The sequence below is a fragment of the Microvirga arabica genome (assembly GCF_016811235.1).
GTDB classification, from domain to species: Bacteria; Pseudomonadota; Alphaproteobacteria; order Rhizobiales; family Beijerinckiaceae; genus Microvirga; species Microvirga arabica.
In genome coordinates this window covers 15,287-33,931 of record NZ_JAFBID010000036.1, presented here as the reverse complement: position 1 = coordinate 33,931, position 18,645 = coordinate 15,287, and the positions used below count along the sequence as shown (strand labels likewise).

General features: G+C 64.6%; 18 protein-coding genes. 6 read left to right on the top strand and 12 right to left on the bottom strand.

Annotation, left to right across the window (positions count from 1 at the left end):
* Window positions 1-137: 137 nt before the first annotated feature.
* Window positions 138-464: a DUF1127 domain-containing protein gene (locus JQC81_RS17780; protein WP_203273121.1), complete on the top strand. Its 327-nt coding sequence runs from the start codon at window positions 138-140 to the stop codon at window positions 462-464.
* On the opposite strand, the gene JQC81_RS17775 is transcribed toward JQC81_RS17780, so the two are convergent.
* Genes JQC81_RS17775 through JQC81_RS17765 form a run of 3 tightly spaced genes read right to left on the bottom strand, consistent with a single transcriptional unit; the run spans window position 461 to window position 4,466 of the window.
* Window positions 461-1,201: a DUF937 domain-containing protein gene (locus tag JQC81_RS17775; RefSeq protein WP_203273120.1), complete on the bottom strand. Its 741-nt coding sequence runs from the start codon at window positions 1,199-1,201 to the stop codon at window positions 461-463. The genes JQC81_RS17780 and JQC81_RS17775 overlap by 4 nt on opposite strands.
* Before the next feature lie 38 nt (window positions 1,202-1,239).
* Window positions 1,240-2,619: an MATE family efflux transporter gene (locus JQC81_RS17770; protein WP_203273119.1), complete on the bottom strand. Its 1,380-nt coding sequence runs from the start codon at window positions 2,617-2,619 to the stop codon at window positions 1,240-1,242.
* A complete protein-coding gene (locus JQC81_RS17765; protein ID WP_203273118.1) occupies window positions 2,619-4,466 on the bottom strand; it encodes a monovalent cation:proton antiporter-2 (CPA2) family protein in 1,848 nt (615 codons plus the stop codon). Before JQC81_RS17765 ends, JQC81_RS17770 begins: the two co-directional genes overlap by 1 nt.
* 419 nt (window positions 4,467-4,885) lie before the next feature.
* On the opposite strand from JQC81_RS17765, the gene ispH reads away from it, so the two are divergent.
* The 3 genes from ispH to rnhA are packed head-to-tail and all read left to right on the top strand — an operon-like array spanning window position 4,886 to window position 7,278.
* Window positions 4,886-5,845: a 4-hydroxy-3-methylbut-2-enyl diphosphate reductase gene (gene ispH / locus JQC81_RS17760; protein ID WP_203273117.1), complete on the top strand. Its 960-nt coding sequence runs from the start codon at window positions 4,886-4,888 to the stop codon at window positions 5,843-5,845.
* 3 nt (window positions 5,846-5,848) lie between these two features.
* Window positions 5,849-6,814, top strand: a complete 966-nt coding sequence (locus JQC81_RS17755) for a homoserine kinase (protein WP_203273116.1) — start codon at window positions 5,849-5,851, stop codon at window positions 6,812-6,814.
* Window positions 6,811-7,278 (top strand): ribonuclease HI, encoded by a 468-nt coding sequence (rnhA, locus tag JQC81_RS17750; RefSeq protein ID WP_203273115.1) that lies wholly within the window; start codon window positions 6,811-6,813, stop codon window positions 7,276-7,278. Before JQC81_RS17755 ends, rnhA begins: the two co-directional genes overlap by 4 nt.
* A 141-nt stretch (window positions 7,279-7,419) precedes the next feature.
* Here rnhA and JQC81_RS17745 read toward each other — a convergent pair whose 3' ends face one another.
* Together JQC81_RS17745 and JQC81_RS17740 are read right to left on the bottom strand one after the other, a co-directional pair.
* Window positions 7,420-7,902 (bottom strand): peroxiredoxin, encoded by a 483-nt coding sequence (locus tag JQC81_RS17745; RefSeq protein WP_203273114.1) that lies wholly within the window; start codon window positions 7,900-7,902, stop codon window positions 7,420-7,422.
* 40 nt (window positions 7,903-7,942) lie between these two features.
* Window positions 7,943-8,770: a protein-disulfide reductase DsbD domain-containing protein gene (locus JQC81_RS17740; protein WP_203273113.1), complete on the bottom strand. Its 828-nt coding sequence runs from the start codon at window positions 8,768-8,770 to the stop codon at window positions 7,943-7,945.
* 106 nt (window positions 8,771-8,876) lie between these two features.
* Between JQC81_RS17740 and JQC81_RS17735 the strand changes: the two genes are divergently transcribed.
* The gene (locus JQC81_RS17735; RefSeq protein WP_203273112.1) at window positions 8,877-9,488 is read left to right on the top strand and encodes a YqgE/AlgH family protein; all 612 of its coding nucleotides are present in this window, start codon (window positions 8,877-8,879) and stop codon (window positions 9,486-9,488) included.
* 18 nt (window positions 9,489-9,506) lie between these two features.
* Here JQC81_RS17735 and JQC81_RS17730 read toward each other — a convergent pair whose 3' ends face one another.
* The 4 genes from JQC81_RS17730 to JQC81_RS17715 form a co-directional block, all read right to left on the bottom strand.
* Window positions 9,507-12,386, bottom strand: a complete 2,880-nt coding sequence (locus tag JQC81_RS17730; protein WP_203273111.1) for an EAL domain-containing protein — start codon at window positions 12,384-12,386, stop codon at window positions 9,507-9,509.
* Between the two features lie 199 nt (window positions 12,387-12,585).
* Complete coding sequence (locus JQC81_RS17725) at window positions 12,586-13,869, bottom strand: M16 family metallopeptidase (protein WP_203273110.1); 1,284 nt, start codon at window positions 13,867-13,869, stop codon at window positions 12,586-12,588.
* Window positions 13,866-15,281 carry a threonine synthase gene (thrC, locus tag JQC81_RS17720; protein WP_203273109.1) on the bottom strand — a complete coding sequence of 472 codons (1,416 nt, stop codon included), beginning with the start codon at window positions 15,279-15,281 and terminating at the stop codon, window positions 13,866-13,868. The genes JQC81_RS17725 and thrC overlap by 4 nt, the downstream gene beginning before the upstream one ends.
* A gap of 91 nt (window positions 15,282-15,372) precedes the next feature.
* Entirely contained in the window at window positions 15,373-15,903 is a 531-nt protein-coding gene (locus tag JQC81_RS17715) for a GNAT family N-acetyltransferase (protein ID WP_203273108.1), read from the bottom strand.
* A 233-nt stretch (window positions 15,904-16,136) separates the two neighbouring features.
* Between JQC81_RS17715 and JQC81_RS17710 the strand changes: the two genes are divergently transcribed.
* The gene (locus JQC81_RS17710) at window positions 16,137-16,493 is read left to right on the top strand and encodes a hypothetical protein (protein ID WP_203273107.1); all 357 of its coding nucleotides are present in this window, start codon (window positions 16,137-16,139) and stop codon (window positions 16,491-16,493) included.
* Here the strand turns inward: JQC81_RS17710 and JQC81_RS17705 are convergent.
* The 3 genes from JQC81_RS17705 to JQC81_RS17695 form a co-directional block, all read right to left on the bottom strand.
* Window positions 16,467-17,243, bottom strand: coding sequence for an SURF1 family protein (locus JQC81_RS17705; RefSeq protein ID WP_312887546.1), 777 nt, complete (start codon window positions 17,241-17,243; stop codon window positions 16,467-16,469). The two genes, JQC81_RS17710 and JQC81_RS17705, sit on opposite strands and share 27 nt — an antisense overlap.
* Complete coding sequence (locus JQC81_RS17700) at window positions 17,240-17,611, bottom strand: DUF983 domain-containing protein (RefSeq protein ID WP_203273106.1); 372 nt, start codon at window positions 17,609-17,611, stop codon at window positions 17,240-17,242. Before JQC81_RS17700 ends, JQC81_RS17705 begins: the two co-directional genes overlap by 4 nt.
* Window positions 17,612-17,725: 114 nt before the next feature.
* Complete coding sequence (locus tag JQC81_RS17695; protein WP_203273105.1) at window positions 17,726-18,583, bottom strand: cytochrome c oxidase subunit 3; 858 nt, start codon at window positions 18,581-18,583, stop codon at window positions 17,726-17,728.
* Window positions 18,584-18,645 lie beyond the last annotated feature (62 nt).

Genomic DNA, 18,645 nt, shown 5'->3' with positions numbered 1-18,645 from the left:
TCAAGTGATGAAACGTTCCAAGTATAGTGTTCCAGGAAAAATAAATTAACCTATTAAAGTCAGTTACTTAACTGAACTTGGCCGTTCCAAGGCGTTCCAGGGCAGACGATCTGAACGTGAGAGCAAGGAGAACAGCGATGAGCAAGTCGATACCAGCCAGAATGACCTTCACCGGCATGACCGCTCTGGGGCAGTTCGTCCGTTCGCTCATCGATCTCTCCAGAGCCCTCCGACACCGCGGCGAGATCAGGCATCTCGCCGAGTTCGACGACCGGATGCTCAAGGACATCGGGCTCACCCGGAGCGATGTGTCGTGCGCTCTTTCCGAGCCGCTTCTGCGAAACCCGTCCTGGGTGTTGGTTCGAAGCGCCGAGCGACACTCGCGCGGTGAAAGACCTGATCGCTCGGTGAAGCCTGTTCGTCCGGTTGTGCCGATCGTGACGCAGGTTAAGCGCTGCGCCTAAGGCTTGTCGCCGCCAGTCTTGTCGGCATTCGTGAAAATCGACTGCAGGGACGCGAGGTACTGCATCTGCATCTCGCGTCCTTTCTCCATCATATCATCGAGAGGTGTGGTCGAGGATTGCGGCTCCGGCTTCGGCGGCTCCGCCGGCGGAGGCATCTGGAAGAAGCCGGCAAACATCTCCTCGAAAGGATTGGCTGGCTTCTTTTCAGGCGAAGCAGTCTTCATCCAGTTCGTCCAGAGGTCCGCCCACGGATTGGCTGCTGCCGACGAAGCCTGCTGATTGTCTTTCGACGGTGCGAAATTCTGAAACGCCTGCGTGTGCGCCATCATCCACTGGGATGTGCCGCCCGCCAAGATCCCGGCGAGCACCGGCAGCAATTGCTGCATGGTGTCGGCGCTGATGCCTGCATAGCCGGCCGCCTGGTGCGCCACACGCCGGCTGACCTCGTCCGAGCCGAAGATCTGGTCGAGCAGCTTGCGGCCTTCCTGCTGCGCTTGAGGCGTGAAAGGGTTGCCAGCCGCCTGCCAGAAATTCTGATAAGCCCCTCCCATCATGGATTGAAGCACGCGGGCTGGATCGCTCGAGCCCATAGCGTGCTGGAGCCCCATGGCAAAGGCCGGCATGAAGGCCGCCATGGTCCGCTGCGGCTGGTCGCCGGAGAGATTGAACTGCCGTGCGAGCGCATCAAGGGCTGCACTGGTCTGCGCTTGTCGCATCAGATCGAACCAGTTGAACATGGCAGCCTCCTCACAAACGAAACGCCCGCGCCTGAGGATCAGACAACAGGAACAGCTTTCCTCTCAAGGCGCCGGATTGTCCAGAACGCCGTGATGATGGCCGCAATGCCGAAGGCAACAGAGCCGAGGCCGATCCCGACGAGCGCCCCCTTCGGACCTGCCATCTGGGCGCCGAAGTAGGCGAACGGAATCATGCCGAGCGTCGCGCGGCCCCAGTTGAAGAAGGTCGACAGCAGGGGATAGCCTAGGTTGTTGAACGACGCGTTCGACACCAGAACGAGCCCGATGAAGAGCCAGATGAAGCCGCTGAGCTGGCAGAAGAACTGCACGAGCTCGGCTGTCCTTTCGGGCGCGTTGAAGGCCCGGGTGAGCGGCACCTGCACGAGGAACAGGATGAGCCAGACGCAACCTACGTATATCACCGTGACGGTGAGGGCATCCTTCAGGATCTGCTTCATGCGGTCGTAGCGCTGCGCACCCCAGTTCTGCCCCAGCACGGGACCGATGGCGGCGGCGAGCGCGAACAGGCCGGCAAACGCCACCGGCGTGACCCGGTCGATGATGGCGGAGGCCGCAATGATCTCGTCGCCGAACCGGGCGATCACGCCCGTGAAGAAGGCATTTGCCGCCGGAGCCGCGATGTTGGTCAGGATTGCGGGAATCGCGATGGCCAGGAAGGGGCGCGCATCGTGCACCAGGCCGCTCCAGTTGGGAACGACCAGCAGATTGTGGATGCGTGTCACATAGCGGAAACTCACATAGGCCATGACGAAGCGCGCGATGCTGATCGTAATTGCTGCGCCGTCCGACTGCAGGTCGAGGCCGAAGATCAGGATCGGGTCGAGAGCGACCGTCACGATGGCAACGGAGAGCGTGGCATACATGCTCCGCTTGGCGTCGCCCGCTGCGCGCAGGACGGTGGAGAGCCCCATGCCGAGTGCCATCACGGCATTGGTCGGCAGCGCGATCCAGAGAAAGCTCAGGGCAACGTCATAAGTCCGGTCATGCCCGCCCAGCGCTTTCAGGATGACGGGAAGCATGAGCAAAACGATCACACTGACCGCGGCAGCAATCAGCGTCATGAGAATGCTGCACGACGTGGCCAGGCGCCGGGCGTCGTCGGGCCGGCGCGCGCCGAGCGCGCGCGAGACGAGCGCCCCGATGGGGATCATCAGGCCCACATTGATCGAGATCGTGAAGAACATCACCACGGTGGCAAGGCCGACGCCGGCCGTCATGCTCGGGTCGTTGAGCCAGGAGATGTAGAGGAGCGACACCAGATCGACGATGAAGATGGCCACGAGGCCGGCCGCGCCCGTTCCCGTCATCACGAGCACATGGCGCATGGTGGAACCGACGACGAAGCGCGGCGTATCGGCCTTCCGGCCCAGTTCTTCCGTCGAAGGACTTGCGTCCATCAGATGACCCCTTCGCCGAGGATGTCGCGCGTCTCAGGGCTGAGAGCCCTCGCCTTGCCGGCGGGCGCCGTGAGCGGCTCGGGGGTAATCTTGGAGCCCACCATGAGTTCCGCGCCACCCATCGTGCCGACCTCCTTTTGCAGGACAAGTCGGGTAATGTCGCGCTTGCGGACATCGTTGGCTGCCTGGGCGGCCATTTCGGGTTCCGTTCCCAGTTCCTCGAGCGCAGCGCGTCCGAACACGACGGCGGATTCGAAGACCTCGCGGATCTGATAATCCACATCCCGGTTCATGAGCTCGATGGCATGAATGCGGTCGTAGGCGCGCACGAAGCTGCGGGCGTTCTGGAAGTTCTCATGGATGATCTCGATGATCTTCATCATGGCTTCCTGATCGTCGATGCAGATGCAGATCATTTCGGCCTTCTCGGCGCCCGCGGCGCGAAGCACGTCGAGGCGGGTTCCGTCGCCGTAATAGACCTGGAGACCGAAGCGGCCTGCATCGCGGATGCGCTCCACATCGCTGTCGATCACCGTCGCCTGAATGCCCTGGGTTAACAGAACCTGGTTCACGATCTGCCCGAACCGGCCGAAGCCGATCACGAGGACGCGGCTCTCGAGCTCGCCTTCGGGCACATTCAACCCGTGGAGATCCGGCTCATCCGAGCCCCCATGACGGTTCCTGAGAAGCCGCTCGACGATTGTCGATAGGAGCGGCCCCAGAAGCATGGTGATGGCGGCGAGCGCCGTCAGAGGCTGCGCCTCCGCCGGTGCCATAATCCCGAGTCCTGCCGCGACCGGGATCAGCACGAAGGCGAACTCGCCCGCCGTGCACAGAAGAGTCCCCGACCGCAATCCGTCGCGCCAGGTTGCGCCGAACAGCCGCGACAGAACCGCGACGATGAACGTCTTGCCCACGAGGATGACAGGCGCCGCAAGGGCGAGCATCACCCATTGCTCCCGAACGAGGGCGAGATCGATCGACATGCCCACGCTCATGAAGAACAGCCCGAGCAGCATGCCGCGGAACGGCTCGATATCGGCCTCCAGCTGGTGCCGGAAATTGGATTCGGCGAGCAGCAGGCCTGCCAGGAAGGCGCCCATCGCCATGGACAGGCCGACTTCCTGCATGAGGAGCGCCGCGCCGAGCACTACGAGCAGGGCCGATGCGGTCATCACCTCGCGGGCGCCGCTGCGGGCCAGGATCCGGAAGAAGGGGTTGAGCCCGTAGCGGCCGACCAGCACCACGGCGGCGATCCCGAGCAGCGCCACGCCGACCGCCAGAAGGCTGTCCGCCAGCGAGCCCTGGTCCCCCACCCGTGAGGCGAGCAGCGGCAGAATGGCCAGGAGCGGCACGACGGAGAGATCCTGAAACAGCAGGATGGCGAAGGAGCGCTGGCCATAAGGTGTCGGCAGGTCGTTGCGCTCCCCCAGCATCTGGAGGGCGATGGCCGTGGCCGAGAGCGCGACGGCCACCCCGGTGACGAAGGAGGCCTGCGGCGAGAAGCCGATGGCCATGGCGGCAGCGCCGAGCAGGATCGCCGTGATGGCCAGCTGGGCGAAGCCGAGCCCGAAGATGTCCCGCTTCATCTCCCACAGGTGGGAGATCTTCAGCTCAAGACCGATGATGAAGAGCAGCAGCACCACGCCTAGTTCGGCCACGGTCGCGATCGTCTGCGGATCTTCCACCAGGCTCAGGCCTGATGGCCCAATGGCGACGCCGGCTGCGAGATAGCCGAGCACTGCGCTCAAGCCGATCAGCCGGAAAACCGGCACGGCCACGACAGCGGCCGCGCAGAAGGTCAGGATGGGTGGAAGAAAGCTGACGTGTGACGCGGTGGATGCCATGGGGGATCAGGGAGGTGAGAAGCTGCTCGACCTTTCTAGGGATTCTTGGGCGGAGGTGCGAGCGTTTATTCGCAGCCGTTGGGCCGTCCTGTGCCTGATCGCACAGGTTCACGAATAGCGCCTCTCGGTCATCCCCGTCCCCGGACTTGATCCGGGGATCAGTCCCGGGGATCCACGTCTTTGCAGCGGTTGAAAACGTAAATGGCCGGAACAAGTCCGGCCATGACGAGGAGGGTATCATCCTCAGGCCAAGCGCAGCGAGGGAAGGGGATCCACTCACGCGCTCAGTGCTATGGATTCCCTTCCCCTCCGCTGCGCTCCGGCTGGGAATGACAATGAGGCCGTCACACCACCCTCACCGCGAATAAGCGTCGCTCCCGCTTGACAGGAGGGGCCTCGTCTCGCCACATCGCCTCATCATGACGAAGCCACCCCTCGACATTCTGCTCTGTGCCCCGCGCGGCTTCTGCGCCGGGGTCGTCCGTGCCATCGATGCCGTCGAGAAGGCGCTGGCGATTCATGGGGCGCCGGTCTATGTGCGCCACGAGATCGTGCACAACAAATATGTCGTGGAAAACCTGAAGCGAAAGGGCGCCGTCTTCGTCAAGGAACTCGACGAAGTGCCTGATACGCAGGCGCCGGTGATCTTCTCGGCCCACGGGGTCGCCAAGTCGGTGCCCGAGGCGGCTCAAGCCCGCAACCTTTTCGCCATCGATGCCACCTGTCCGCTGGTGACCAAGGTCCACCGGGAGGCGCAGGTTCATTTCAAGCGGGGCCGTCACATCATCCTGATCGGCCATGCCGGCCATCCCGAGGTCGTCGGCACCATGGGGCAGCTCCCCGAAGGCGCCGTCACCCTGGTTGAGACAGTGGACGACATCGCCCGGCTCCAGCCGGCCGATCCCGACAATCTCGCCTTCGTGACGCAGACGACCCTCTCTGTCGACGACACCCAGGACATGGTGGACGCGCTCAAAGGGCGGTTTCCCGCCATCGTCGGGCCGCACAAGGAGGACATTTGCTACGCCACCACCAACCGGCAGGGCGCCGTCAAGCGGGTGGCCCCGCAGGTCGACGCCATGATCGTGGTGGGTTCGCCCAATTCCTCCAACTCCCAGCGCCTGCGGGAGGTCGCCGAGCGCGAAGGCTGCCCCGTCGTCCGCCTGATCTTGCGCGCCGATGACATCGACTGGAGCCTCTACGGCAACATCCGAAGCCTCGGCATCACGGCGGGCGCCTCGGCTCCCGAGATCCTAGTGGAAGAGATCATCGACGCTTTCGCCGCGCGCTACGAGGTGAATGTGGAGAGCGTGTCCACGGCGGACGAGAGCGTGTTCTTTCCTTTGCCGCGCGAGTTGCGTGAGCAGGCGGCGGAGTAGCAGGTGGCGGTCTATACGGAAGTCAGCGACGAGGAGCTGTCGGCTTTCCTCGAAACCTACGACATTGGCACGGTGCTCTCCTACAAGGGCATCGCCGAGGGCGTGGAGAACACCAATTACTTCCTCCACACCACCCAGGGCTCCTACATCCTGACCCTCTACGAGAAGCGGGTGCGGGAGGCTGATCTGCCCTTCTTCCTCGGGCTGATGCAGCATCTGGCGCAGAAGGGGCTGAACTGTCCGCTTCCCGTCAACAACCGGAAGGGCGAGCCCTTGGGCCGGGTTGCCGGTCGGCCGGCCGTGATCATCACGTTTCTCGAAGGCATCGCGGTCCGTCGCCCCACGGCCCAGCATTGCGGGGCTCTTGGCGGCGCCTTGGCAAAGCTGCACCTGGCAGGCCAGGATTTTGACGGGCACAGGCCCAACGCCCTCACGCTCGAGGCCTGGGCGCCGCTGTTCGCGCAGGCCGAGGCCCAAGCCGACACGGTCTCCCAGGGCTTGGCCGAGCGGACGCGGCGGGAGCTGGCGAGCCTGGCTGAGGCTTGGCCGCGTGGCCTGCCCACCGGCATCATCCATGCGGATCTCTTCACCGACAACGTGTTCTTCATCGGCTCCGAGGTGTCGGGCCTGATCGACTTCTATTTCGCCTGCACGGACGCCTTCGCCTATGACGTGGCCATCTGCCTCAACGCCTGGTGCTTCGAGATCGACGGCTCGTTCAACCTCACCAAGGGCCAGGCGATGCTGGCGGGCTACCAGGCTGTGCGGCGTCTGAATGCGGAGGAGGTTGAGGCGCTGCCGGTTCTCTGCCGCGGCTCGGCCATGCGCTTCATGCTGACCCGGCTGGTGGACTGGCTCAACGTGCCGCCGGGCGCGCTGGTGAAGCCCAAGGATCCGCTGGAATATGACCGCAAGCTCAATTTCCACCGGCATGTGCGGCACGCGCGCGAATATGGACTTGAGGCATGAGCGGCTCAGAACGGGTGATGATCTATACGGACGGTGCCTGCTCGGGTAATCCCGGGCCCGGCGGTTGGGGCGCGATCCTGTTCTTCAACGGACGCGAGAAGGAGATCTCCGGCGGGGAGGCTCACACCACCAACAACCGCATGGAAATCAAGGCCGCCATCGAGGGGCTGAATGCCCTCAAGCGCGCCTGCGCGGTCGATCTGTTCACGGATTCCCAGTATGTGCGGCAGGGCATCACCCAGTGGATGCACAACTGGAAGCGGCGCGGCTGGCGCACCGCCGACAACAAGCCGGTGAAGAACGAGGACCTCTGGCGGGAACTCGACGAGGCGGCCGCCCGCCACGACGTCGCCTGGCATTGGGTGAAGGGCCACGCGGACGACCCGATCAATATCCGCGTGGACGAACTGGCGGTTGCCGCAATGCAGCCGTTCAAGAAGAACGGCCGGAGGGCCAGCGTCTAATCTTTCGCGCAACACCCCGAAGTCATGGCCGGGCTTGTCCCGGCCATCCCGATGCTATGGAGCGTTGCGCTTTTCCAATCGAGATCACCGGCACAAGGCCGGTGATGCCGAGAGGGTAGTTTTCCAACAGTCCTGAAACGATCAGAGATCCTTCAGCAGGTTCTCAGCGCCGGAATGCTGCGCCTTGGAGGGGGCGTCCTCCACGTTCAGCGCCTTCACCACCCCGTCCTCGACCACCATGGAATAGCGCTGCGAGCGGGTGCCGAGGCCGAAGCCTGCACCGTCCATGGACAAGCCAATGGCCTTGGCGAAATCCGCATTGCCGTCGGACAGGAACTCGATGCCTTCGGCCTCCGAGGCCTTGCCCCAGGCCTCGAGCACGAAGACGTCGTTGACCGCGGTCACAAGAATGGCATCGACGCCCTTGGCCAGGATCTCGTCCTTCTTCTGCACGTAGCCTGGCAGGTGGTTGCGGTGGCAGGTGGGCGTGAAGGCGCCGGGAACGGCGACGAGAACCACCTTGCGGCCCTTGAAGAGGTCATCCGTGGTCTTGGCCACGGGGCCGTCGGATGTCATGACGCGGAAGGTGACCTGGGGCAGGCGTTCGCCGACCTGAATGGGCATGGGCAGGTTCTCCAAAGCTATGCCGTTGAATGCATGATTCCTAGCGCGGCGGGCCGCTCCCGTCGAGGCTGACTTCCGTCTCGATGGCCTTGTCCCCGGCCACCAGCGTCAGGCGCAAGGGAACGGACCCTGAGGCGTCCTTCGGCTTCTCCTCGACCGTGACGGTGAAGCGGTCGCCGTCGGCCGGATGGGAGGCGGAGACGAACCAGTTCTCCGGTCCCTCGGGGAAGAGGGCAGGCTTTGTGCCCGCCGGCGCCCGGACGGTGACCGCAAAGGCCGGCTTGTCGCCGACCTGGGGAGCGATGGAGAGAATCGACAGATCGGCCTGGGCTCCCAGCGGCTGGGGCAGCGGAACCTTGGCCAGGGCGGCCTCGATGGCTTTGCGTTCGGAATCGGCGCCGCCGAGGTCCAGGGTGAGATTGGCGCTGGCCGGGATGCAAATGTCGTTGCAGACTCCGTAGTCCAGCGCCAGAACGAGCTTGACGGACTTTGCCGGATCCTTCGGCTTCACGAGGATCGGGATCACGGCTTGCTTTCCGTAGACATAGGCGACCCCGGCCGCATCCACATGCCGCTTGGGAGCTGGCCACCGGATCTCGGCGCCGGCCACGTTCTCCGATCCCGACCAGTCGAACCGTGGTGGCAGGCCTGAATCGCCTGGATTGCGCCAGTAGGTCTTGAAGCCCGGATCGAGGGTGATCTCGACTCCGGCAAGCCAGTGCTCCCCCTGCTGTCCTCCACCGATCAAGCGGGCACGGGAATGGAACCCTTGGGTCGAGGCGGAAGGCTTGACGGGCTGCGCGACGGCTGCGGCAAAGGACAATACACAAAAAAACGCAACCGAAGCGGCGCGGAACATGGATGCCATGGAACTGACGCCTCCCTGAGGCACTTCACTTATGCGTTTATTCTCGGGTCTGCCATCCACGATCCTGTGATCGGGCGGGCAAGGCCGGCAAGGCAGATTGTAGGATATGGGCTCTCACCTTTCACCGTACGGCACTGAATCAACCTACCTCGACGGTCAGCTCCTCGTGGCGATGCCGGGGATGATGGACGAACGGTTCGCCCGGGCCGTCATCTTCATCTGCGCCCATTCGTCGGAAGGGGCCATGGGTATCATCCTCAACCGGCCTGCCGCCAACGTGACCATGCCGGATCTTCTGGTTCAGCTGGAGATCGTTCCCGAGCTGGAGCGCATCCGCCTGCCGCAGAAGGTGGGCAACATGCAGGTTCTGATGGGCGGACCGGTGGAGACGAGCCGCGGCTTCGTTCTTCATTCGCCCGACTTTCATCTTGCCCAGTCGACCCTGCCCATCGACGACGGCATCTGCCTGACGGCCACCATCGACATCCTGCGCGCCATCGCGGCCGGCCGCGGGCCTGAGAATGCCGTGCTGGCGCTGGGTTATGCCGGTTGGGGCGCGGGCCAGCTGGAGATGGAGATGCAGGCCAATGGCTGGCTCAACACGCCGGCCGATGCGGAAATCGTCTTCAATACGGCGGCGGATGTGCGCTACGAGATGGCCCTGCGCCGGATCGGCATTGAGCCCGCCATGCTGTCCATGGAGGCCGGCCACGCCTGATCAGGCGTGGCGGATTGTTCAGGCCGCAGCGGGAGCAGCCCCTACCAGCTGGCGCGCCTGCAATGTCGACATCGGCTCGCCGAACACAGGTCCCTGCGCATATTCGCAGCCGAGCTGGTAGAGCTCGATGGCCTCGGATTCGCTTTCCGCGCCTTCCGCCACGATCTCCATGCCGAGCTCATGCGCCATCTTGACGATGGAGCGCAGGATCACAGGCCTGCCGCCCGCCATCTGGCGCACGAAGGATTCGTCCACCTTGATCGTGTCGAACGGGAAACGCTGCAGGTAGGCGAGGGCGGAATAGCCCGTACCGAAATCGTCGAGCGACAGGCCAGCGCCGAGATCGCGCAGGCGCGAGAGCATCTGGGCCGAGTATTCCGGGTTCTCCATCACGAGGCTCTCGGTCATCTCGATCTTGAGCGTGCCGGGAATGACGCCGGAGCGGGCGATCACCGTCTTCACGTCCTGCAGCAGGTCGTGACGCAGTAGATGATGGCTCGACATGTTCACGCTGGCGAAGATCGGCGGCTCGACCTCAAGGGCGTTCTGCCAGGCGGCGAGTTCGCGGCCGGTCTGCTCCAGCAGGAATACGCTCAGCTTGACGATGAGCCCCGTCTCCTCGGCAATCGACATGAAGTCTTCCGGGCCGACGCGTCCGAGGCGCGGATGATCCCAGCGCAGCATCGACTCGAAGCCCGCGATGGTTCGGTCTTCGAGGCGCACGATCGGCTTGAACAGCACCTTCATCTCGCCCCGGTCGAGGGCGTGGCGAAGGTCTGTTTCCATGGTGAAATGATCGCTGCGGTCGGAGCGCATGGTAGGTCGAAACACCTCGATCCGGTCGCCGCCGTTGCGCCGCGCATGGGCCATGGCGATCTCGGCGTTGCGCAGCACCTCCTCGCGCCGCGCGGCAATCTGCGGATCGTGGAGCGCAATGCCGATGGAGGCCGTGAGGAAGAACTCGCGCTCGGAATAGGTGAACGGTGTCGTCACCACGCGCCGGACCATGTCGGCAAACGAGATGATGCGGTCGGTTTCCCGCTCGGACAACAGGATGATCGCGAACTCGTCGCCTGAGATGCGCGCCAGGGTGTCCTGGGGCTTCAGCAGGCGGCTCAGCCGTCGGGACAGGGTCAGGAGGATCGAGTCGCCGGCGGCATAACCGGCGGTGGCATTGGCGTCCTTCAGCTTGTCGATGTCGATAACGACGACAGTGGGGCGTAAGTTATCGTCCTGGCTGGCGAAGGTGAGAGCCGCTTCCAAGCGGTCATAGAAGAGCTGCCGGTTCGGCAGGCTGGTCAGATTGTCGTGCACGGCGTCGTGGAGCAGGCGCTCCTCCGCGGTCTTGCTGTCCATGACGTCCGCGAGCGTGCCGACGATGCGCAGCACCTCGCCGTCCGAGCCGATCACCGGGCGGGCCCGGAGGCGGAACCAGTTATGCGCGCCGGTTGACGAGCGCAGGCGGAAATCCTGGGTCAGGCGGCCGCGGCGCTGCTCGATCACGGCATCGAGGGCGAGCCGGTAGCGGTCCTTGTCGAAGGGATGGATCAGGTCGAGCCAGGCGGAGGCGGGACCTTCCAGCGAGCCGCGCTTGAGCCCGAGCTGATGCTCGACCTCGGGGCTCACGAAGATGTTGTCGGAGACCACATCCCAGTCGAACACGATGTCGCCGGCTCCCGTGAGGGCCAGCGCCCGGCGCTCTGTGTCGTTGACGAAGCCGCGGGCGAATCCGCCGCCCGCGAAGGCATGCTGCATGACCGTGAAGCCGATGAGCATGACCACGAGCACAAGGCCACCGACGAGGGCCGGAGGAACGAGATCGGAGGAGAGCTGTCCGACGACGGTGAAGCTCGCCGCCGTCACCCAAGCCACCAGGAGCAGCCAAGTGGGAACGAGCATCACGGCGCGGTCGTAGCCGTGGGTTGCCAGATGGATCACGAGGACGAAGCCGATGCCCGCCACCGCGGCAATCGACATGCGAGCCACGCCCGAGGCGACCGGCGGATCGACGATGGCGAGCGCCACCATTCCCCCGAGGAACAGGAGCCAGAAGGCCGTGACATGGCTGTAGCGCACGTGCCAGCGATTGAGGTTGAGATAGGCGAAGAGGAAGACGAGGAGCGTTGCCGAGAGGACTGCCTCGGCGCCGGCGCGGTAGATCTGCTCAGTGGCTTCCGTAATCGGGAAGACGCGCTGGAAGAAGCCGAAATCGATGCAGGCATAGGCGAGCACCGCCCAGGCCAGCGCCGCGGCGGCCGGGAAGATCAGGGCGCCCTTCACCACGAACACGATGGTGAGGAACAGGGCAAGCAGGCCCGCGATGCCGATAATGATGCCCTTGTAGAGGGTCAGGCCGTTGACCCGGTCCTTGTAGGCATCCGCATCCCACAGATGGACCTGGGGCAGGTTTTTCGAACGCAGCTCCGCCACGAAGGTGACGGTGGTGCCGGGGTCGAGGGTGATGAGGAAGAGGTCGGCGTCCTCGCCGTCGTCACGCTCGGGCCGGATGCCCTGGCTCGCGGTGATCGCCGCGATGCGGGTGGCGCCTAGATCCGGCCAGATGACTCCGGAGCCGGTAAGGCGGAAATGCGGAGCGACCAGGAGGCGCTCGATCTGCTCGTCGGTATCGTTGGTGAGCGCGAAGACCATCCAGTCCGGCCGGGTGCCGGACTCGCGCGCCTTCACGGCGATGCGGCGGACGATGCCGTCGCGCCCGGGCGCCGTGGAAATGCGGATCTCGTCCCCGTCCGAGTTGTAGCGCTCAATGGCCGGGGTGAGGTCGATGGCCTTCATCTTGGGGTCGACGCGCACAGACTCGACCGCCCAGCCGGATGCCGGCCAGGCGAGCCCCAGGAATGTCGCCAACAGAAGGGCTATGGCGAAAGATACGATCCGCAATGCTTCGGTCTTTCGTCCGATACTAAAATAGTGGAACAGGATTGGTATCGGTCAGGAGGCTTGAGGGCAAGGCGAAGCCTGAATAGGCCGTCACTTGTCCGCAGGACTCAGTTGTTATCGTTATCACGCGCCATGAGGGGCGTTTGCGGCGGGATTGAGGAGAATCGGATGTGCCCATGGGGCAGGTGCGGCCGAAAATTCAGCCGCGCAGCCCCTGGGCAATGCTCTCCAGCGACGGCAGCGCCTTGATGGGTCCAATCGCCGCCAGGGTGGGTGCACCCTGGAGGAGCGAGCGGCCCGCCTCGCGCACATGCTCCACCTCGAGGGCATCGACCTTGCGGACGATCTCGTCGCTGCCGACCACCCGACCCCAGGACAGGAGCTGGCGGGCCACGCGCTCGATGCGGCCGCCGGGTGTCTCCAGGGCCGTGAGCAGGGCCACCTTCATCTGCGCCTTGGCGCGGATCAGCTCGATCTCGCTGATGTCCTGGGTGGCCTGGACCATGCAGGCCAGCGTCACGTCCATCAGCTCGCGCACGTCCGATCCCGCCGTTCCGGCGCCGATGCCGAAGAGGCCACAATCGGAGAAAGGCCAGTGGAAGGAATCGATGGAATAGGCGAGGCCGCGGGTCTCGCGCACCTCGTGCCAGAGCCGCGAGGTCAGGCCCCCGCCGAGCATATGGGCGAAGAGGTGGGCGGCGTAGTAGTTCGGATCCTTGAACGAGAGCCCCGGCAGGCCGAGCACGAGGTTCGCCTGTTCGAGCTTGCGGGAAATCCGCCGCTCGCCGCCCGTATAATGCCCGGACTCGGGTTGACGCGCCTCGACGGCCGGCATGGCGCCGAACAGGCGCTCGGCCAGATCGACGATCTGCGCATGCTCCACGTCGCCGGCTGCGGCCAGCACCATCTTGCCGGGGGTGTATTCCCGCGCCAGGAAGGCGCGGATCGTCGCCTCGTCGAAGCTCTTGATGGTCTCCGGCGTGCCGAGGATCGGACGGCCGACGGCCTGGCCCGCAAAGGCGGTTTCCATGAAGGCGTCGTAGATCAGATCGTCGGGCGTGTCCTCGACGGCGGCGTATTCCTGCAGGATCACGCCCTTCTCGCGGGCGAGTTCGCCTGCATCGAAGGCCGAGTGGATGAGGATGTCGCCGAGCACGTCGAGGGCGACGTCTACGTTCTCGCCGAGAACGCGCGCCGTGTAGCTCGTGTATTCGACGCTGGTGGCCGCGTTGATGTCGCCGCCCACATTCTCGATGTCCTCGGCAATCTGGCGGGCGGAGCGCCGCGCCGTGCCCTTAAACGCCATGTGCTCGATGAGATGCGAAAGGCCGTGCTCATGCGACTCTTCGTGGCGCGAGCCGGTGCCGACCCATACGCCCAGCGTCGCGGTAGCGATCTCGGGCATCCGTTCGGTGGCGACCATCAGGCCGTTGGGTAGGGTGGTGATGTCGATCCGCTTCTCGCGGACGAAGTGCTGGTTCATGCGGCAGCGCCTTTGACCGCCCGCGCGCGCTCGCGGATGAAGCGCTCGACCGCAGCCTGGTCGTTGGGAAGAACGGTGAAGCTCTCCCGGCGCTCCATCAGATCCGCCATGTGCGGCGGAAGTGCAGGGCGAACGCCCGTCGCGCGCTCGACCGCATGCGGGAACTTTGCCGGATGGGCAGTGGAGAGGGCGACCACGGGCGTTTCGGGATCCTGCTTCAGCAGGGCGCGGCCGGCGCGGGTGCCGACGGCGCTGTGCGGATCGAGCACGTAGCCTGTGCTGCGATAGGTCTCGGCCATCTCCGCGATGACGTTGTCTTCGTTCACGGCTTCCGCTGAGAATTCTTCGCGGATGCGGGCGAGCGGCTCCGCGTCGATGAGGAAGGCGCGGGACTGGTGGAGGCTCGCCATCATGCGGCGGACCGCCTCGCCATCGCGGCCGTAGGCCTCGAACAGCAGGCGCTCGAAATTGGACGAGATCTGGATGTCCATGGAGGGCGAGGTCGTGGGATGCACGCCCTTGATCTCGTAAGCACCCGAGCCCAGCGTACGGGCCAGGATATCGTTGGCATTGGTGCCGATCATCAGCCGCTCGATGGGCAGGCCCATGCGCTTGGCCACCCAGCCGGCGAGAATGTCGCCGAAATTGCCCGTGGGCACGGAGAAGGAGACGGGGCGGTGAGGGGACCCGAGCGCAACGGCGGCGGTGAAGTAGTACACGGCTTGAGCCGCCACGCGGGCCCAGTTGATGGAGTTCACACCTGAGAGCTGCAGCTCGTCGCGGAAGCGGGCATGGTTGAACATGCCCTTCACCATATTCTGGCAATCGTCGAAGGTGCCCTCGACCGCGAGCGCATGGACGTTGGGCGAGGCCACCGTCGTCATCTGCCGGCGCTGCACGTCCGATACGCGGCCATGCGGGTAGAGGATGAAGATGTCGACCTGGTCCAGGCCCTTGAAGGCCTCGACAGCCGCGCTGCCCGTATCGCCAGAGGTCGCGCCCACGATGGTCGCGCGAGCCCCGCGCGCTTTGAGCACATGGTCCATGAGCCGCCCGAGCAGTTGCATCGCCACGTCCTTGAAGGCGAGCGTGGGGCCGTGAAAAAGCTCGAGCACGAACAGGTTGTCGCCAAGCTGCGTCAGCGGGCAAACGGCGGCGTGACGGAACGAGGCGTAGGACTCGTCGATCATGCGCGACAGCGCCGCGTCCGGAATGTCGCCGTCGACGAGCGGCCCGAGCACGGCCTTCGCCACCTCGGCATAGGGCTTGCCGGCGAAGCCGCTGATCGTATCCGTGGTCAGGGTCGGCCAGCTTTGCGGCAGGTAGAGGCCGCCGTCCCGGGCGAGGCCGGTCAGCAGGGCGTCAGTGAAACTGAGCGCCGGGGCTTCCCCCCGGGTCGAGACATGGAGCAATGTCGATCTCCTGGAATTCGGCCGGACATTAGGAGCCGCAGCCGGACACGGCAAGCCGCATCCGGTCGCAGAGTTCAAGGTTTTATAGAGTTCAAGGTTTTATCCTGGCCATCGCATAGGCTTCGACGAAGGCCCCGCCCCGGAAGGCGAAATCCCGGTGCGTGCCCTCAATCTCGAAACCGTTGCGCTTGTAGAGCGCGATGGCCGGGGCGTTGTCCACATAGACGGTCAGTTCGATCCGTCTTAGGTTCAGCCAGTCGTCGGCGATGGTGATGATCTCGCGCAGCAGCCTGGAGCCGATGCCGCGGCCGTGGAAATCGTCGTGCAGGCCCATGCCGAGATAGGCCACGTGGGCGCGCCGGCCTTGGTGGCGCTCGAAGCCACCGTTGCCGATGATTTGTCCGTCTTTCTCCACCACGAGACTGACATTGGTGGCCGGGTTGATGCCCTCGAGCCATTTGCGGGTGGCCTCGGGCGTCTGATAGGGCAGGCGCAGGGTGCCCCAGCGATAGCCGGGCATGTTGCCCAAGGCCGTGATGCCGTCGCAATCGCTCGGGCGCGCCGCGCGGATGACGATGTCGTCGGCGGGACTGGGGGGATGAAGTTCAGGCTGAATATCCATGTCGCTCTCCTCTCGATGAGGCGGAGGCGAACGGAACCTTTGGGAAGCCCTGCTCGTCTCCGCAGGGCTTCGGGGTATGCTCGACGCTTGTCCTAGACGCGCAAAGCCTCTCCCGTGCGCCCTGCAAGGCACATCGTGAGATGGTTACGGTCATGAGAAGCGTGAACATGTGAAAAATGGTACAATAGGAAGGATTATAAGCCAAGCTCGCCTTCTACCGGAGGAACGGGTTCATGCGCATGACACGAATCGACTGGATCCTGCTCCCCGTCTTGGTGGGGGTGCTGGCAGGCATCGTGGTGGGATCGTTCCTGCTCGCGGGCTTTCTTGGATCAGGCGTTCTGGGCCTCCTTGTCGGCTTCATGGCTCAACGCATCGAGCTGGAAAAGGACGGGGCCGTGAGCAACGTCATGACCACATCGCTCTACGCTCAACAGTTCAAGGCGCGGGAGGGAATGAGCCGCGCAGAAAAAGCGGAGCACCGGGCTGAGACGAACGCGCTGCTGCGATGGCTGTTCGTCGCCAAGGTCATCAGCGCCGGGCTGGTCATCCTCGGCTTCGGGTTATTCTTCCTGTTTCAGCTCGACTGACCCCGATCCCTTCAGGCGCCGCCACGCGAAGGCCGTGAAGACGCCGATCAGGGTCAGCGCGATGCCGTACCAGGTCACGGCGTATTGCAGGTGGCTGTTCGGCAGGGTGAGGGGCGTCTGCCCTCCGCGCGGCCAGCCGCCCGGGTTCGGGCTCGCATCGGCGTCGATCAGGAACGGGGCGACCCGATCAAGCTTGTGGGCCGCCGCCATGGCTTGAGGATCGCGGGCGAACCATTGATTGCGGGCGGGTTCGTCATTGGGCGTGAACGGATTGCGGATTTCCGGCGCCCGCACGAGGCCGGTGACGGTAACCTCGCCCTGAGGCTGGCTCTCGGGGCGGCGGGCCGGATCGCGCAGGTCCGTCGGCACGAAGCCGCGGTTGACCATCACGGTGGCGCCCGATGCGAGCTTGAGAGGGGTGATCAGGTAATAGCCTTGGATCGGGGCGCCCTGCCGCTCGCCGCGAGCGAGGCCGTAGACCGGGGCCTCGAATTGGTGGAGAAAGGTGCCGGTGACCCGCACCTTGCGGAACTCGTCCTGATCGGCGCGCCAGCTGGGCCATTCCGCCTCCGGCAGAATGGTGCCGGGCTCCCCATAGGCACGGGTCTCGATCTGGGCGATCAGGTCTTCCTTCCAGGCCTTGCGCTGGAGCTGCCAGGTGCCGAGGCCGATCAGGATGGCAAGCGCCACCAGGGCCGCCAGGCCCGGCAGAATAAGGGATCGGCCGTTGTGCAGGCGGGAGGCGATCACTTTTCGAAGCGCCCTTCCTCGGCCTTGTGGTGGTATTGCAGGTTCATCAAAACGCCCTTGAGCGGCCGCACCAGCAGCAGGCTCAAGACGATGCTGAGCGTCGTCCACATGACGAGATGGAGCCAGATTGGCGGCTCATAGGTGAACTCGGCCCACAGGGCGAGGGCCACCACCACGATGCCGACGAAGGACATGACGAAAAAGGCCGGGCCGTCGCCCGTGTCGGTGAAAGCGAGGTCGAGGCCGCAGACCTCGCATTTCGGCTGCACCGTGAGGAAGCCCTTGAACACATGCCCCTTGCCGCAGCGGGGGCAGAGCCCCTTGAGGCCGGTGGTGACGGGCGAGGGCGCAGTCGGGTCATGAGCCACGGCTTTTCTCCAGATTGGGCCGGGGAAGCTGACCAACAGATGGTGACGCAACCCCGAAAATGCGAAGGGCGGCCGTAAGAGCCGCCCCTGCTGAGTTGTTGTTCGACAAGCGGCTTAGTGACCGGCTCCGCTTCCGCCGTAGCCCCACACATAGATGGCGGCGAAGAGGAACAGCCACACCACGTCGACGAAGTGCCAGTACCAGGCGGCGAACTCGAAGCCGAGATGCTGCTGGGGCGTGAAGTCGCCGCGATAGGCGCGCAGCAGGCAGACGGCCAGGAAGATCGTGCCGATGATCACGTGCGCACCGTGGAAGCCCGTCGCCATGAAGAAGGTGGCGCCGTAGATGTTGCCGCTGAACCCGAAGGCCGCGTGGCTGTACTCGTAGGCCTGGACGAAGCTGAACACGATGCCGAGGATCACCGTGAGCCACAGGCCCATCTTCAGGCCCTGGCGGTCGCCATGCAGGAGCGCATGGTGCGCCCAGGTGACCGTGGTGCCGGAGGTGAGCAGGATCAGCGTGTTGAGAAGCGGCAGGTGCCAGGGATCGAAGGTCTCGATGCCCTTCGGGGGCCACACACCGCCGAGCGCCTCGACGCGGGAATAGAGCTGCGGATCGCCGGCATAGAGGGCGGCATCGAAATAGGCCCAGAACCACGCGGCGAAGAACATCACCTCGGAGGCAATGAACATGATCATGCCATAGCGGTGGTGAAGCTGGACCACGCGGGTATGCGAGCCGGTATTGGCCTCCTTCACCACATCGCTCCACCAGGCGAGCATGGTGTAGAGAACGCCGATGATGCCCGCACCGAAGACGATGGGACCGAGATCCATCCCGGCAATGGCGATGTCTTTCCACCAGGTCACGAAGCCGGCGGCCATCAGGAAGGCGCTGACCGCGCCGATGAGCGGCCACGGGCTCGGTTCAAGGATGTGGTAGTCGTGGTTCTTGGCGTGGGCCTCGGCCATTTCGTGTCGTCTCCGTGCCTCGAAGGTGAACTCGCTTTAAGACGTTTCCGCTTAAGTTGTCA

Coding starts and splice junctions, on each gene's coding strand:
- JQC81_RS17775 (WP_203273120.1), bottom strand. CDS start 1,201: ATGTTCAACTGGTTCGATCTGATGCGACAAGCGCAGACCAGTGCAGCC.
- JQC81_RS17770 (WP_203273119.1), bottom strand. CDS start 2,619: ATGGACGCAAGTCCTTCGACGGAAGAACTGGGCCGGAAGGCCGATACG.
- rnhA (WP_203273115.1), top strand. CDS start 6,811: ATGAGCGGCTCAGAACGGGTGATGATCTATACGGACGGTGCCTGCTCG.
- JQC81_RS17735 (WP_203273112.1), top strand. CDS start 8,877: ATGGGCTCTCACCTTTCACCGTACGGCACTGAATCAACCTACCTCGAC.
- JQC81_RS17765 (WP_203273118.1), bottom strand. CDS start 4,466: ATGGCATCCACCGCGTCACACGTCAGCTTTCTTCCACCCATCCTGACC.
- JQC81_RS17695 (WP_203273105.1), bottom strand. CDS start 18,583: ATGGCCGAGGCCCACGCCAAGAACCACGACTACCACATCCTTGAACCG.
- JQC81_RS17710 (WP_203273107.1), top strand. CDS start 16,137: ATGCGCATGACACGAATCGACTGGATCCTGCTCCCCGTCTTGGTGGGG.
- JQC81_RS17745 (WP_203273114.1), bottom strand. CDS start 7,902: ATGCCCATTCAGGTCGGCGAACGCCTGCCCCAGGTCACCTTCCGCGTC.
- JQC81_RS17715 (WP_203273108.1), bottom strand. CDS start 15,903: ATGGATATTCAGCCTGAACTTCATCCCCCCAGTCCCGCCGACGACATC.
- JQC81_RS17780 (WP_203273121.1), top strand. CDS start 138: ATGAGCAAGTCGATACCAGCCAGAATGACCTTCACCGGCATGACCGCT.
- JQC81_RS17740 (WP_203273113.1), bottom strand. CDS start 8,770: ATGGCATCCATGTTCCGCGCCGCTTCGGTTGCGTTTTTTTGTGTATTG.
- ispH (WP_203273117.1), top strand. CDS start 4,886: ATGACGAAGCCACCCCTCGACATTCTGCTCTGTGCCCCGCGCGGCTTC.
- JQC81_RS17725 (WP_203273110.1), bottom strand. CDS start 13,869: ATGAACCAGCACTTCGTCCGCGAGAAGCGGATCGACATCACCACCCTA.